Origin of the sequence: Mesorhizobium sp. M0954, assembly GCF_040319155.1 — a bacterium.
Lineage (GTDB): Bacteria > Pseudomonadota > Alphaproteobacteria > Rhizobiales > Rhizobiaceae > Mesorhizobium.
The window spans coordinates 26,913-42,072 of record NZ_JAMYNR010000037.1 but is presented as its reverse complement, the minus strand read 5'-3'; the positions used below and the strand labels follow the sequence as shown (position 1 = coordinate 42,072).

At 62.8% G+C, this 15,160-nt stretch carries 11 protein-coding genes and 1 pseudogene; 10 read left to right on the top strand and 2 right to left on the bottom strand.

Annotated elements, in window-relative coordinates; translation table 11 throughout:
* Positions 1–2: 2 nt before the first annotated feature.
* The 4 genes from NKH93_RS30370 (at position 3) to NKH93_RS30355 (ending at position 9,981) form a co-directional block, all read left to right on the top strand.
* Positions 3–2,696 carry a hypothetical protein gene (locus tag NKH93_RS30370; protein ID WP_352974816.1) on the top strand — a complete coding sequence of 898 codons (2,694 nt, stop codon included), beginning with the start codon at positions 3–5 and terminating at the stop codon, positions 2,694–2,696.
* Positions 2,693–7,249: a hypothetical protein gene (locus NKH93_RS30365; RefSeq protein ID WP_352974814.1), complete on the top strand. Its 4,557-nt coding sequence runs from the start codon at positions 2,693–2,695 to the stop codon at positions 7,247–7,249. The genes NKH93_RS30370 and NKH93_RS30365 overlap by 4 nt, the downstream gene beginning before the upstream one ends.
* A gap of 6 nt (positions 7,250–7,255) precedes the next feature.
* Entirely contained in the window at positions 7,256–8,821 is a 1,566-nt protein-coding gene (locus NKH93_RS30360) for a hypothetical protein (protein ID WP_352974811.1), read from the top strand.
* 182 nt (positions 8,822–9,003) lie between these two features.
* Positions 9,004–9,981 carry a chymotrypsin family serine protease gene (locus NKH93_RS30355; RefSeq protein WP_352834404.1) on the top strand — a complete coding sequence of 326 codons (978 nt, stop codon included), beginning with the start codon at positions 9,004–9,006 and terminating at the stop codon, positions 9,979–9,981.
* A 404-nt stretch (positions 9,982–10,385) separates the two neighbouring features.
* Here NKH93_RS30355 and NKH93_RS30350 read toward each other — a convergent pair.
* A pseudogene (locus NKH93_RS30350) lies at positions 10,386–11,091 on the bottom strand (IS6 family transposase).
* A 281-nt stretch (positions 11,092–11,372) separates the two neighbouring features.
* Positions 11,373–12,587, bottom strand: coding sequence for a helix-turn-helix transcriptional regulator (locus tag NKH93_RS30345; RefSeq protein WP_352974806.1), 1,215 nt, complete (start codon positions 12,585–12,587; stop codon positions 11,373–11,375).
* 580 nt (positions 12,588–13,167) lie between these two features.
* Between NKH93_RS30345 and NKH93_RS30340 the strand changes: the two genes are divergently transcribed.
* From NKH93_RS30340 to NKH93_RS30310, 6 genes are all read left to right on the top strand, one after another.
* Positions 13,168–13,491 (top strand): hypothetical protein, encoded by a 324-nt coding sequence (locus tag NKH93_RS30340; protein WP_352718624.1) that lies wholly within the window; start codon positions 13,168–13,170, stop codon positions 13,489–13,491.
* A gap of 14 nt (positions 13,492–13,505) precedes the next feature.
* On the top strand, positions 13,506–13,811 hold the full coding sequence (locus NKH93_RS30335) for a hypothetical protein (protein ID WP_352974803.1): 306 nt from the start codon (positions 13,506–13,508) through the stop codon (positions 13,809–13,811).
* Between the two features lie 99 nt (positions 13,812–13,910).
* A complete protein-coding gene (locus NKH93_RS30330; protein ID WP_352974800.1) occupies positions 13,911–14,240 on the top strand; it encodes a hypothetical protein in 330 nt (109 codons plus the stop codon).
* Positions 14,241–14,366: 126 nt separating this feature from the next.
* A complete protein-coding gene (locus NKH93_RS30325; protein ID WP_502896521.1) occupies positions 14,367–14,573 on the top strand; it encodes a peptidoglycan-binding domain-containing protein in 207 nt (68 codons plus the stop codon).
* A complete protein-coding gene (locus NKH93_RS30315; RefSeq protein ID WP_352974798.1) occupies positions 14,560–14,733 on the top strand; it encodes a hypothetical protein in 174 nt (57 codons plus the stop codon). The genes NKH93_RS30325 and NKH93_RS30315 overlap by 14 nt, the downstream gene beginning before the upstream one ends.
* Positions 14,734–14,877: 144 nt before the next feature.
* Positions 14,878–15,042, top strand: a complete 165-nt coding sequence (locus tag NKH93_RS30310) for a hypothetical protein (protein ID WP_352974794.1) — start codon at positions 14,878–14,880, stop codon at positions 15,040–15,042.
* The last annotated feature ends 118 nt before the right edge of the window (positions 15,043–15,160 follow it).

Sequence of the window (15,160 nt, the reverse complement as noted above, 5' to 3'; positions counted from 1 at the left end):
CCATGGCGACGATGAAATTCCTTGCCTGGCAGCGCTCGAAAATCCTGTCCGAAGCACAGGAGGCGGGCGGCCGCCTCGGGAGATCGCTGACCCTGACGCTGGACGATCTTGGCGATAGCCAGCCAGCGTTGCAAGGCCAAGTGCCCGTCCTGTTTCCGGCGGCAAGCGATGTCGGCGGCCTGAGGTCTGCTGTAGCGATCAGGCATCTGGCGCCGAAGCCATCTACGCCCGACGCCGAGACGACCAAGTTCGTCCATGTCGATTTCCATGAAGCCGACCTGCCGTGGCGCTACACGCCGAACCCGTCGGCCGCGGGATCGATCGGCCTCAAGCCTTGGATGGTGCTGCTAGTCGGCACGACTGACGAGCTCGGCGCGGAGGGCGGATTCGTCACCCGCCTCGAAAACAAGGTGCTGGAGGATCACGATCTGGCGAAATCCCATCTCTGGGCACACGTTCAGACCGAAGGCGCCGTCACTTTCTCGCGGCTTCTCTCGCCGCGCCGGCTGGTACCGTTGCGCGACCACGTCGCCGTCATCGTTCCGACGTTCACCGCCACCGGCGCTGCGATGTGGCAGGGCGCCCAGCGCAATTTCGAGGCGTTGCCGGCCTTTTTCAGCTGGCGCTTTCAGGCGGCGGAAGAAGGGGATTTCGAGACGCTCGCAACCGCGCTGCAGCTGCGGCCATCAGGCGGCCTGGGGATAGCCGACCTTCGCTATCGTCGGCCTGTCACCAATGTCGACGCAAAACTGACGCTGGGCGGCGCCATCACCTCGCTCAAGAACCATCCGAGCGAACCCGTCCAAGTCAAGGCAGCTCGCGACGATCTTGACCGCCTGAACGACGAGCTGGCGGACGTGGAACCGCCCGAGATCGTACCGCCCCCGCCGCTACGCGACATCATGCAACTGCCGAACTATGGCGGCCTATGGAAAGAGGACACATCAACGACTCAATGGACAAAGTCGATGAACGACGATCCGCGTCACCGCGGCGTTGCCGGGCTCGGGCTGTGGATGGGCGTCGTCGAGCAGGAATCGCTGATGGACGCGGCCGTCAAGCAAGCGGGCGCATTGCAGGATGCCGCGCAGCGCGTCGGCCATCTCGCATTCGGCCTGGATGCCGCCAGGAGATTGTGGAGACGCCGGCTGCCGGACGTGGCGGAACTGGAGCTCAGGCTTTTCGGCCCCGCGATGGGCCGGATGTTGACCGACGGTCAAGGAACCCTGCTCGGCTACGTCACGTCCAAAACCAGGACGCTCGACAGTGCGATATTCTCGAGCGCGGCGCAGCGCCTGTTGCGCAACGGCACGGCGCGCTCGCGCTTTTCCAACGGCCGCATCGACCGCGCCGCCTTCCTGGCAGCAGCTAACGAGGCGCCGGAGAGGGCCGAGAAAGCTCCGCCCGGGTTGCCCCACGTCGATGCGGTCGCCAGGGCGCTAGGCGAGCAGCCCTTAGAGGACGCGCTCGGGCTGCCTCCATTCGACGAGCGGCTTGAAGAGATATTGCAGAAGTTCGCCGGCCAGCCTGTCGACGACGAGCGGATCCGCGATTTCGTGGCAGTGGTAAACGACGCCTTCGGTCTTCAGTGCGGCGAGTTAATCGAACACTTCTTCAGCCAATTCCAGCCATTCCTTGATCGATCGGGACGGCCAACACGGTTCTTCGATCGCGAGACGATGCTGGCGGCGATCGAGTCTTGCCTTGCCGGCAATTTGCGCGGGGAGTCGCAGGAAGGCGGACTGGGAGCCGCCTTGCCGCGGCCCGAAGAGCCGGACGGGCGGCGCCCCGCAAAGCTCGGCGACCTAGCCGCGATCGTTGGCGGCGCGATCGACCCGACACAGGCAATGCCGCCCGCCTGGGTGCGCGTAAAAGCCACAATCACCGGATTAGATCTCGCCACGCTGGCGCCGCCCGAAGCGCCGATCGGGCTCGACTATCCGACCTGGACGCTGGTGAACCGACACGAGCGCGAATGGCTGCTGCCGGGCGCCGGGGCCATTCCGCCCAATTCGATAGTTTCGCTGCAGACGAACCCGACCTTCGTCGATGCCTTCATGGTCGGCATCAACACGCAATTCCTGAGCGAAATGCGCTGGCGCAATCTCCCTGCACCCCGCGTCAGCACGCCACTACGGATGTTCTGGGGCTACATCAACCACGAGACCGCCAAGCGCGAGGCCGACATACGGCCGGTCGTCGACTGGCCATCCAAGCCGTTCGGCGAACCCGGCGCAGACGATGTCGGCGACCTTTCGCACCAGGCGATCAAACCCGGTGACACCACCGGCAAGCAGGACCTCGTCATCGCATTTCGTACCGCGCTGTTCCGCCGCTATCCGTCGACACTGGTCTATCTCGTTCGCCCGCTGCCGGGCGATGATCCCGACACGCTGCTCCAGGCTCCGCCCAACTTCGCCGATGCGCCTGCGGACCGCAATCAGCGCCGCTACTTTGGTCCGATCTTCTTCGGCCAGATGGAGCCGGACCTCGTCTTCTTCGCCTTCGACGTGGACCCACAGACGCTCGACCAGTTCTGGCTGGTGCTCGACGAGCCGCCGTCGGAACTGCGCTTCCGCAACGACCAGGGATTGGCGTGGCCGAACAGTGCCAAATTCGCCGAACGAACCATCGACAAGCCCACGCGCGTTGCGATCAGCGGAGCCGAACTCGAACGACAGGCGCAAAACGGATGATGACCTTTGAGCACCGGGATCGGCGCCTCGGCGTAGTCGGGCACGCGATCGACGCACTCGACCAGCAAATCGCAGACCTGCAGTTGGACATCGCAGCAGAAGCCGACCTGGCGCATGGTCTGGTGCTCCAGGGCCGCGTGGCAGGAGCTCAGGCGCTGCACGCGGATCTCGATGGCGAGCGGACCCAACTCACGCAGGATCGTTTCGACGTGAGCGACGAACACGGCGCGGCGCTTGCCAGGGATTTTTTGTGGGAGACAACGGCCGGTCTGCTGCCCCTGGTCGAGGCCGATCCGGCGATTGTCGCGACTGGGCAGCCGCCCTTGCTGACAGGCGACGTGGCGGCGGCGATCGAGGCGCTGCCGCGTGGCGGTCCGGCGCCACGGCCCGGCTTCCTCGACGAGATCGCCACCGCCGGGGCCGATGCGAACTCCGTCGACCAGCTTGTTGGCTTCGCCCTCGGTCACTGGCTGCGCCAGCCCGAGCCCCGCGGGTCGCCCTTCCGGGACATCGGCGTCATGCTGCCCTTGCGCCTGGAGACGCTTTTCGAGGAGCGGCAGGGCGGCTGGACAGTCTTGCTGCGCGTCGTTCCAGACGAGGCCTCGATCCGCCGCGACCAGACCAGCGTGACGCCGATAGAGGCTGAATTCTTAGCCGAGTTCTGGGGGCGGTCGAAGGTGATGGGGGCTGCTCCGGGCACCGACCCGGTCGAATGGCTGCTGCACCCCGAGGGCGTCGTCGCGTGGGAGCAATTGTCAAGTCGCCTCACGCCGCCGCGGGCGGCGTGGCTAGTGACGACCTTCCCTGCCGCGCTTCAGGACGGCGCCTTTGTCGCCGCCATCCCGCAAGATCGGATAGGGCGGCCGCTACCAGAGCGGATCGGCGGGCTGCCGCGCGAACTCGTCGTGACGGTGGTCGACAACAACCAGCAGGCGTTGGACATTGGGGTGTTGCAGCCAAATCTGCCCGTTGATGAATTCAAGGTTCCCGCCGGCGACGACGCGTTCGATAGCTGGCTCATTTCCTGGCCGCGAGCCCAGGCCGTCGGCATGGGTGGCGAATTCACGCTGCCGCCGGGCGTGACGCCGGAGACGATCGCCGCCCTCTATGTCTATGGGATCGGCGATGAGGCGCCAGCCGAGCATTTCCGCGCCCATGTCGATGCCGGACAGATGGCGTTGGTCCGCCTCGGCGCGCCAACGAACACTATCCAGGGCACGCCCGCCGCCGATCTTGCGCTCGACAGCGAGTCCTGGCGGGTCATCGCAGGCAGGCGCCTCGCCGGCGAAACCGGCGCAGGCGTGCGGGAGCTTGCCGAGGCGCTTTGCGGGGACAGCGGCGCCTTGCCCTATCTGGCCGGATCATCTCATGATGTGGAGGACAGCACACTGCTGCTGAGGACGCTGTGGCCGGTGCTTTGGGGGCACTATTTCCGCGATGTCTGGAACGGCGGCAACGAGGCGCTTGTCCTCTGGCGCTGGGCGCTCGAGGTGTTGCACGTAGAAGGCCCATTGCTGCCGCTCCGCATCGGCGCGCAACCATACGGCGTCTTGCCGGTAACCTCGCTGCGCAACTGGCAAGCCTCCGACGGGGGCGACTTCGAACGCATCGAAGAGAAGATCATCAAGGGGCTGTCGACGCTGGTACCCGCCTGGGCGGATGCTGCGACGCGCCGCGGCACCATCGTCGGAGCCGACACCACAGGCCTGCTCGGACATCTTGCCCGGCCGGGCGTTAGCGCCCGCTATTCGTACCGGTCGTTCGTCGCCGCCGAGCAGCTCGCCCACGCTTACCCACCCGTGCCGCACGCCGATTTCATGCAAATGGCGGAGAAATTCTGGGAGCCCGCCAGCGAGGTGCTGCAGCACCGGGCGTCGCGCCCCTATCTCGCGGCAGGGCACCTTGCACAGCTTCGGCTGCCGCTACTTGGCTCAAGGCGGCTTTTGCCGCCGCAGCTCACGCTGACGGACATGGTGAAGGACCTCTACCAGATCGAAGCCGACCAGTTCGCCTCCGTATTCTACGGTCGAACGTTGGGGGGAATCGTTCCGCAGAGCCTGCTGGTGCGTCTGGTGATCCAGTCGGTTCTCTTGGCTAAGGCCTGGTATATGCAGTCGGTCCACCACATAAACGGCCCGTTGCAAAATCCGCTGATCTGGGACGATCCTGAAGTACTCACACCGATCGAGGTCCTTCAGACCAGCTTCTCCGATTCCGAGCAGGCGGGATTGGGCGAGGATTTGATCCGCAAGCTCATGCAGCTTCATCGGGAAGACGTCTTCCGCCTCGTCTCCGAGCTCGATCAGCACTTGGTGAAGGACCGCGATCCGCTCAATCCGGAATCCGGAGAGCCCGTCAACCAACTCAAACTCCCGCCCGAGCGACATGCGGAGCTGGAGCGCATACTGCGGGCCACGCTGGATTCGGCCGGGCATCGAATCGATTCCTTTGCGACCGCGATCGCGTGGCGGCGGCTGCGGCAGCATGCTACCGGCGGCCGCGACCGCCACCGTCTCGGCGCCTATGGCTGGGTCGATGGCCCCTTCCTCGGCAAGCCGGGTCCCACACGGGCGGGCCGCCTGCACGCGCCTTCGCACGCGCAAGCGCTGACCAGCATCATCCTGCGCGACAAGTACCTGTCGTCGAATGACGAGCTGACCGCCGACGGCCGCAACATATGGAAGATGGACCTCTCCTCCATCAGCGTTCGTCTCGCCGTCGAGATGGCCGACGAGGTGCGGATGGGTTTCCACATCTTTGAAGTGGTCGGCCGCCGCGTCGAGGGGGTTGTCGGCCGGCCCGACCGCGTCAGGACCCTGCGCCAAGCCAAGCCGCTGCGTCCCGAAAAGCCCGACACCCGCGATAGTTGCCACGGGATCGATGCTCTTGATGGGCTGCTCGCCGGAGCGATCGCCGGCGTTCTCAGCGACGATGCTGCCGAATACGGGAGGCAACTGGAGCAGCTGCGAAATCTCAAGTCCGCACTGGAAGCCTACAGCGATCTGCTGGTTGCCGAAGGCGTTCATCAGGTCGTGACTGGCCATGCCGACCTCGCCGCGGATGCAATGGACGCAGCGGCGGGTTTCGGCCGCCCGCCAGCGTTTGAGTTCGTGCATACGCCGCCCTCTGGCTATCGTCTCGGCACCAGCGTGTTGGCAGTCTTTCCCCATCGCATACCGGATGCCGGCGGTTCGCCACTCGAGCTTGCGGACGCCTCGCTCGCCGGCTTGCTCGGCAGCCGTTTCGGCGACCCCGCCCAGTGGTCGTGGACGGCGACCCGGGAAGAAAACGGGGTCGAGCAAACGGAAACGGTCGCGCTTGCCGACCTCGGCCTCACCCCACTCGAAACGGTCTTCATATCCGAAGATTTCATGGCCGAGATCGTGCGTAGCAAGGCACATCAGCCCGACGCCAGGATTACCGCCCCACCGGCGCACAGGCTGATCCGGCAGCTTGGCGGAACGCTGGGCGCCAGTCCGGCATCCATCTCGGACGTCGCGCTGCAGCAGGAGGTTCCCAACGATGTCCTGCAGCCATTCGAACAGACGATGCGCACGGAGCTGGCAGATCGATACGAGGCGCTTTGCAATGCGCTTGCTGCATTCATCGCGGAGACCGAGGCGGCTGGCCTCACCGATGTCCAGCGCATCGCGTGGCTTCGCCGGGCGCTCGCATGGGGTATTGTCGGGCCTGCCGGCAGCACGCCCCGCAACATTGTGGCTGCAATACTCTTCGGGGATCTAGTTCCAACGCCCGACGTTCTGGCCGGGCTGGTCACCAGCGCCAAAGACGCTCTCAACGGCAGGCTTTCCCACGCGCCCGACATCGCCGATCCTGAAACGCGCAAGCTCTCACCGGTCAAGCTCGCTCGTGCGATCGGAGACGTCGTGGCGCCCGGCGGCAGGCTGGCGGTGACCGCGAAATGGTCGACCCAGGCACTGCGCGACGCTGCCGCGCTCGATGTGGGTGCCGTCGATGCCAGGCTTGAAGACGAATGGCTTGCGGTGACGGCCGCCGTGCGGCCATCGCTTGCGCGCCTGGAGGCGATCCAGCTTGAGGCGCGCGTTCTTGGTCGCATGCAGCCGCTGGAGGCGTGGTCGAACGCGCCCGACGACCCTTGGCGGAAGCCTGTCGTTGCCGGCAACGCTGCCAAACGCCAGGCGGGCGACGTGACCAAACTTGACCTGAAGCGGTTCGTGGCTGCCTTCGGGTCAAGCGAAGCCTGGCAGGGCTCAAATGTCGCTGTCGCGCTGATCGACCAGTTCACAGAAGCTGTGCCCATGGCTGAACGCAGCACCTACGCCGCTTTTGGTTTCAACGCACCCGCCGCGCGGCCGCCGCAGGCGATCCTGCTCGCGGTGCCGCCTCGATCCGACAGGCGGCTCGATGCGGCCGGGACGCTGGATATCCTGATGGAAACGCGGGAGTTGCTGCGCGCCCGAGCGGCCCGCCCCGAAGATGTGGTCGGGCACCCGGTCGCGCCGAGCATGTGGTTCGATGGGGCGAGCCCCCTGCGCGTACGTCTCGACAATGGCACCCAATACTGGCGGTAACCCGACATGGTTCTTCGCATCGACAGGTATCATCGGCTTGAATCCCGGCCCGGAGACCGCGATCTGCAGAACGGATTTGCGGCCCGCGTCCACGACCCACTGTGGCTGCTCGCCCGCCAATGGCAGATGGGCGAACACCAGGGCGAAAATGCTTCGTCACCGGTGCGGATTGACTGCACGGTGACGAGAACGCCGATCGCCCCGCTGGCTGGCGATCCGGCGTTCGATCCGACCGTCGTGCCGGCGGAGGCCCTTGTCGAATCCGAGCTGGACGATTGGTGGACGATAGGCCGCCGAGTGCGCGTCGGCGAGCGCTTCGCAGCGAACCCAGCCACGGCCGAGGCTAAGGGCGTGCGGTTTCTCGACCCGCCGCCACCTTATGACGCCTTTGCCGGCCGGCTCGATGGTCGCGCGATCTGGCTTGGCCGTGAACGGCTCGGCATAGCTGAAGCGGCTTTTGGCGGCGACGCGCCACCGGCCGACAGTCCCCAGGCTTGGGATTCCTTCCGGCTCAACTATAACACCCAATTCGACACGGCGGAGCGGCCGCTGGCGGTCATCGACCACCATGGCGGTCCGATGGACTGGTACTCGGCCGACGCCGCGACCGAGAGCCCGTTGGCGGAACCGGCGGCGGCCACGGCGATGCGCGCGACAATCCCCATGCCGCTGGAATATCCCGGGGCGCCGCACAGCCGCTTCTGGGAAATCGAGGACGCCAATGTCGATATAGGCGGATACCCGCCCGACACGGCCCATTTTGCGACCATGCTTCTGGTCGATCTGGTTTACTCGCACGGCGACGACTGGTTCCTGTTTCCGGTGGCCGCAAAGGCCGGCCACATCGTCACCATCCGCTCTCTCTCGGTTACCGATTCGTTCGGCAAGACGTATTCGAGCGAAGACCTCGACAACGCCAACATCAAATACCCGGGCCTTCATGCGCCTGGCGATTTCTCGATCTTCAAATGCGATGGGCTCAAAGACGAGTCGCTGGTGCTCTGGCCGGTCGCCGAATCGCCGCTCGAAAGCGCTCCCGTAGAGCGTGTCCAGTTCGGCGTCGACGAGCACAGCAATGTGCTCTGGGCGCTCGAGCGCATCGTCGACACGCGCGAGGTCAACGGGGTTGGCGGTGAACCGGATGATGGGCATCCGCAGTACCCCGCGGCCGTGCCAGTGAGCAACTTGTCGGGAAAGAGGCAATACACCTATGTTCCGGCGGCCGGCGTCGAATCGCGCTGGCATCCCTATATTCTCGACTGGAAAGCCGAGAGCGAGCCGGCCTTCACGCAATGGGGACTGGCCGACTACTCGCTCCAGGTTCCGCGACCAACACCGCACCCGGAGGCGCAGGTGCTTAAGGCCGGAACCGCCGCGGCCCCACAGATACACAGGATTTCCGCAGCGGCCATGGCGCGCGGCGGACTTGAGCTCGAGCGCCGTTGGCAGCTGGCGCGCGACATGACCGGTCGGCCGGTTCTCTGGGTCCAGCGTCAGCGCCGGGTGCTGCGAAATCCGCCGGCGAGAACGATAAGGTTCGACGTGATGGAGGAAAGCGAGCCCGTGCCATGACGCTGGTTGACGAGCGGGCGTAGCTCGAGCGTAGCGCGTGTCGTAGCTGCAGCAAACGCCGACAATGTCCCGGGGGTCCGGCGGTAGATCGAGAGGATGCTTCCCGGGGTCTCGACGGTCACGTGACGCTAACATGTTGGGATGAACGAAATCGACAGCCTGGACGGCTAATGGAGGCGAGCATGGAAATACCCCCCGAAGTGATCGCGGCTAAGAATGAGCTGGAGCGACCACTTTTTGCGGCCGGGCTTATCACGGGCATGGATTTCGGCGTCCGCGACGAGGAGCACCCCGATCCCGAGGACCTGGTGCTGCGTATTTTTGTCGCGGACGCGAATTTCATCGCGCCCGAGATCCTTGCGGCAATCCAGTTCTTTCCGTTTCCGGCAGTGGTGATCCAACGGGTCTTCAAGACGACAGGACTACCCGACAAGTCGCCACACCGGCCGGTCGTGGGCGGCTCGTCTATGGCGTCCTCCAGATTCTTCACGGCCGACGCTACAGTCCATGCCGGCACCTTAGGCGCCATCGTGACAGACACCCTTACTCCCAACATCCGCTATGGGCTGAGCAACTTCCATGTCATGTGCGTCGACAGCAATCGGGCGTCGGGCGATCCAATGGTGCAGCCGGAGCCGGGCCCGCTTGGCATCCTGGCCGGCACGCAGATTGGAACGCTTCGCGACTGGTCCTTCCCTGAAACCTCGGAGGAAGGGTTTGTCGATGCGGCCATCTGCACGCTCACAGAGGCGTCCCAGCTGGAAGTTCTCGAGATCGGCGCGGTATCCGGCACGGTCCCTCCCAAGGTAGCAATGCAAGTTCGCAAGCGTGGCCGGACCACAGGCCTGACATTTGGCTGGATCAGCGGAATTGAAGGGAGCTTCTCACTCGATTTCCCCAATATGCCAGCCGTTACCGCTTCCGATGGAACGCTCACGACCAGGCGGACCTTCATCAATCAGATCCAGATACATGCCGATTTCCCGCAATCGATCGTGTTTGGCGATCACGGCGATTCCGGTTCGGTCGTCGTGGATTTCAACAACCAGGTCGTAGGGCTTTACTGGGGATCAGGCAGCTTTTCGGACGGCGACCCCTTGTCGTTTGGCCTGGTCAATCCCGCAGCCGCCGTCGAGAACGCGTTGGGAATCAAGTTCTAGGCAATCCAGACGCTGATGGCGTGATGCGCGGCCGACTTTGACCTCGTCCGAGTTACCAATGGAGATCCAATATGGCTTCAACCATACGCATCGATGGTTCGCTCCCGGACCCGCGCGACAATTCCACGAGGGGATTGATCTTCTCCAGCGGCTTGGGGGGCTCATACGAATTCGCGGGGGATCCGTCTTGCCGGGCGAATCAGCCGAGGCGGCTCAGCGACATCGGTTTCCTCGCACCGTTCGACAGCGACCTCGAAGGCGCCTTGCCAGGTAGGGGCGCCTTCACGAAGTTCCTGTTGAAGACGGGCCGCGTCCAGCAGCTCATCGCGGCAACATTGCTACCGGACGACGGCACCGTAAAGTTATCGCTTGCAAGGTACAGTGGTGGCGTCCTCATCCAAGTTTCATGCAGCAGTGACGTGAGCGATTTCGCGCCAAGTTTCCATGGCAGCGCTGCGCAGTTCACGATGGTCGGCGGATGAAAGAGCGTGGCGGGGAAAGCGAAACAGGTTGGCAAACGGATGTGGATGGAAACGAACCGCTGAAGTCGGCCTGATGACTTGAAGCGCTCTATTTCGTCGTCGCATCGGCTGGTGCGAGTTCTCCGCTCGGTTGTTCAATCCCTTGTGCCGGCGATGTTCGACCTGCGGCATGATCTCTCGACCAGCCACAGCGTAGGAGCCGAGCTTGTCGGTGATCATCACGCGCGGTGCATGACCCTGCTTTTTCAGCAGTTTGCGCATCAGCCGCTTTGCAGCCTTGGCATTCCTGCGGCTTTGCACCAGAACGTCCAGCACGAAGCCGTTCTGGTCGACGGCCCGCCATAGCCACTGCTTATTGCCGGCAATGGTGACGACCATTTCGTCGAGGTGCCATTTGTCGCCAAGGCGGCCGGCCGATCTTCGCTTGATCTGATTGGCGAAATGGCGACCGAATTTCTCCGCCCATGCCCGCACGGTCTGGTGGGAAACGATGATGCCGCGGACAGCCAGCATGTCCTCGACCATGCGCAGACTGAGCGGAAAGCGGAAATAGGGCCACACAGCATGCGCGATGATCTCGGCAGGAAAGGTGGCGACGGTAGAGCGGATCAGGGAGTGTTTGGGCCATGGAGCGCCCGATCTCACAAAGGTTCGCCTTTTTCCTTAAGTTTAGGATCCCCTTTGGACGATGACCGGGAGCGTTCGCGGCGGTTTTCCAAACGACGGGAGTTGACCCTCCTTTTCGGACCATCCCCGATGGGAGGTCAAGGGAACGTCGTGTCCTTTCGAGACCTTCCGGGGCCGCTATCTCTTCCTAAAAGCGGACGTTGAGCGCAACCGGCCCTCAAGACCCTACCCCTGACCTTCCGGTCTCACGAGAACGTCTGGAGCGAGGGATCAGCCCTAAACTTAAGCTTCACCAGCAGCGCCGGTCAACTCGCACTCGGCCTGCATCAGGAGCCGGACAAGTTCGGCCTGGCGGCGCACGCCGGTCTTTTCGAAGATGTGGCTCAGATGTGCCCTGACCGTCGTGGCCGTGATACCAAGCCGGGCTCCAGCCGCGGCGCGTCCGTCGCCCTTGACAACCTCCAGGGCGACGTCGGCTTCTGCGTTCGTTAGCCCAAACCGGCGGCGCAGATACTCCTTCGTCTCGACGGGCGTCATGTCGCAGGCTGCGGTCATGGACGGACCGATGAATACGGCGGCCACCGCCTCGGGCTGCAACCTCGTACGCAGTTCGCTGCCGTTCATCGGCATTACATGGGCGAGGACGGGCGGAGCCGGCGGTCCGGTGAGGCGGATGGCAAGGCCCGTCTTGCCGAGCATCACCTCGTCCCGGGCCGCAAGGCGGATCGCCCTGCGCAGTTCCCGCGACGCCGCCGGCGCTTTGGCGCTGAGGATGCCGCTCGTACCTTGCACGGCAGTGCCGTCTTGCAGCATACGCTCCGCCGAGCGGTTCGCATGCAGAATACTGCCCTCCCCATTAGTTAGCACCACGCCGATGCGGAGCGCATCGAGGGCATCGGCCATGCGCACGCGCCCGATGGCGTGGGCGTCCAGCACATTGCTGACGGTGACCGCGCGACGGAGATGCGGAAGCAGGAGCGCCACGATCTCGACCTCCCTATCTGTGATGAGGCCATGCCGCTCATGGCGCCCAATCACAAGCTCAGAGAAATGCGAAGGTGTATACACTAGGAATTGATGCATGATGTCCACGATGCCAAGCGGCTTCAGACAACGCTGAACGTAAGGCGATTTCTCCAAATAATCGGGTTGGAGCTGACGCGAGGCGACAAATGGGTCGTCCAGAGAGGGTCCTTTGGCGAGCCATTCGCTCAACCGTGCGTGTATTTCTGGAATATGTTTCTGCCTCTCTTCGAACCCGAGCTGTCCCCAACCCACGCTCTTCTCGATCAAGAGGCGATCATGTCGAAGATCGTTCAGAGAGAGAATGGCGGATTCGCCGGAGATCGCCTGTGTGATCTCCGCCAGCGTCCGCTCCCAGTGCGAAGGATCGAGCGCGCAGTCGTAAATGGACCCGATAAGCTCCGAAAGGGTATGCGGCGACACCGTATGGCTCCGAGCCGGTGCTCCAGAATCCCCGTCGATCATGCCACGCATGACCCACCGCCCAGTTTCTTGAATGTCTGGGAGCGTCCAGCCCTACGATACGCTTTTGTCGCCTGAATTCGATTGGCCGATCCATACACGTGTCGGCGACAACGGTCATCGATGGCGGCGCACGTCCAGTCCTCGGGTGCCGGCGACGCCTCATGGATGCGCTGCACTGCCGCAAGGACCGTCTCTTCTCGTGTCATCAGCGTCCTCCTGCCTGAGTTTCCCAGAACCCCTTCAACACCCTACAACCGAAGCGTGAAAGATATAGGACGAACGTCCGATGCGCCATTGTCCAAGCTGTGCGATGAATTTGTTCGTTACTAGTGGGTTGCTGTGCGCCTCGGCGTTGAACGGGAAATTGTTCCTCAGTGCACCTCGCGTAAGAAATCGGGGGGCATGCCGCAGTCGACATTGATGGCATGAAATTTGGCGTAGGCGTGATCTTGCTGGGCAGATCATCGAAAGGCGCTGTGATTGATCATTCTTTTAAGATGAAATTCGCGACTTCGCAGACGTGCATGGAGACGTATATGCCAAGGGTTCCACAGGTACGCCGCATCATCTAAGCAATAGGGGGTTCACTATGCCGTTTGTCGATAACTTTGTTGCATTGATGAATGAAAGAGGAATCGCCGTCGACTCATCCGTCGTTCCTGATCCTGAGATCATTGAAGGAGCGCTGAACAACGTCCAGCTCTGGTGGGATGAATTGAACGCCGCCGTCCGTGACGGATTTGATGAAGGTAGCGAGGAATTTGCCGTCTGCTTCATACTGGGGGAGCCGGAAATCAACGTTGCTCCAGAACTTCGTGGCATTCTTCAAGCCTTCGACCAGGTCGCCGGTCAGCGCCTGTCACAGCTGCTGCAAACTACGCGAGAGGTCCTTGCGGCGAGCCAAAATATTTGACGTGGGAGGTGAAGATGGCAATTGAAGAGTTCGCCGAATGTTACGCGGAACACGTTGGCACTACTGTGGATGCAGTCATCAACGACCTTCGGCAACTCGGTGCCGACAACATTCGAGCGTTTGTTTCATGGTTTCGGGGTCTCAGCGAAGCTGACCGTGCGCTCGTGGGTATAGTTGCCAGCACGGCTACCGGCGTGCTGCTTAAGATACTCACCAAGGGTGTGGGTGAATTCATCGGTGTCTGTTTGGTCGGACTCCTGGCGGGCGCGTCATGGGCGCTGTTGGTGCGTTCGTGCATCGATTGCGAGGAGAGACTTTAAGAAGATGCCTCATCGAGCTCACTGACCTCTTCCAAGGTGGAACAACTCCGGGTTGGTCATACGAGTTCGTCGCTTCTAAGCTTTGCAAGGGATACGACCGTGCCGCATCCGTCTTTACTGAAACTGGGCCTTATCACCTGTTTGGCGACTGATGATTTTATTGGACCAGATGACCTCGTCGGGGTGCTGGGGACGGATCGTTTCCCGATCGGACAGTTCGAGGCGGGGACCAGCTTCGATGTCGGCATCGAGATGCCCATAGCGCCCGGAGTCACGGAACTCACGATTCTCGAGGCCGACGTCATCGAAGACGACGTGCTCGCGACGATCGACCTGACGCAGGATATGGATGTCGACCGGGTGTTCGGCATACTCACAGGGGATGCCCGCTACGACGTGAATTTCATCGTCATCAGCGAGCCCGATTGACCCCGGCTGGGCTCAACATCTTGAGAGGGAGAACGGGCATATGACGGGAGTCCAGCATAACGCTACGATTAATGTCCTAGTACGGATCATCGCGACAATCTCAGTCTCTGAGACCGACGCCAAACAATGGAAGGGGTTTTGACGATGCCTTTTAATCAACCGACCCTCCAGCTTGGTGACACTGGCCCTGAGGTCACTAGACTTCAAGAGGACCTGACCGCCGTTGGTTGTTTCTCGGATGTCGCGGACGGCTCCTTTGGCCAGTCGACCATGGATGCGGTCGTGCTCTTCCAGTCGACGGTTGGCCTGATCGCAAACGGTGCTCGTCAATGAGGACACCTGGTCGGTTCTCGAAGGCCCGGAGGCCAGTGTGGAGGACTCTATCGACATCTCCGATCTCCCCGGCCTGACTCTCGCGGTGAGCCACGCCTCCGACGAGAATGTCGACGCCTACCTCGTCGACCTGGGGATTGGTTCCAACAATAACGCGTAGACTGAGACGCCGCTCTGTCTCGGGAAGGGAGCTAATATGGCTTGCGAAATTCAGGAAGTCGGTGTCGCCATCGCTTTGGGAAACGCGGTAGCTTCGACGCCAAGTGTTGCCTTCGGGGCCGTAGCTCCGCCACTCGAGCCGGCTTTGGCACTGAAAATGTGGCTCTCCTGGGCGGCTCTGCTCGTGGCGATCGGCTTCCTCGTCAAGTGCTTTGAAGACAACGGCCGGCAGGCGGATGCGGAAGCGTTGAAGCGGGAGCAAGACCGGCTACGTCAGGAGCTTGAGAGCCTGAAGCAGAGAGTGCACTAGAACATCGGGAATCTCGGTGAGGCAGCTATGAGGCGGAAGGGTCCGAGGGGCGCGAGACGCACGCGGGCGAAGAACGGAGGGGTCTTCATGGGTTCGGTGACGATCTCGCTGCGGCGAG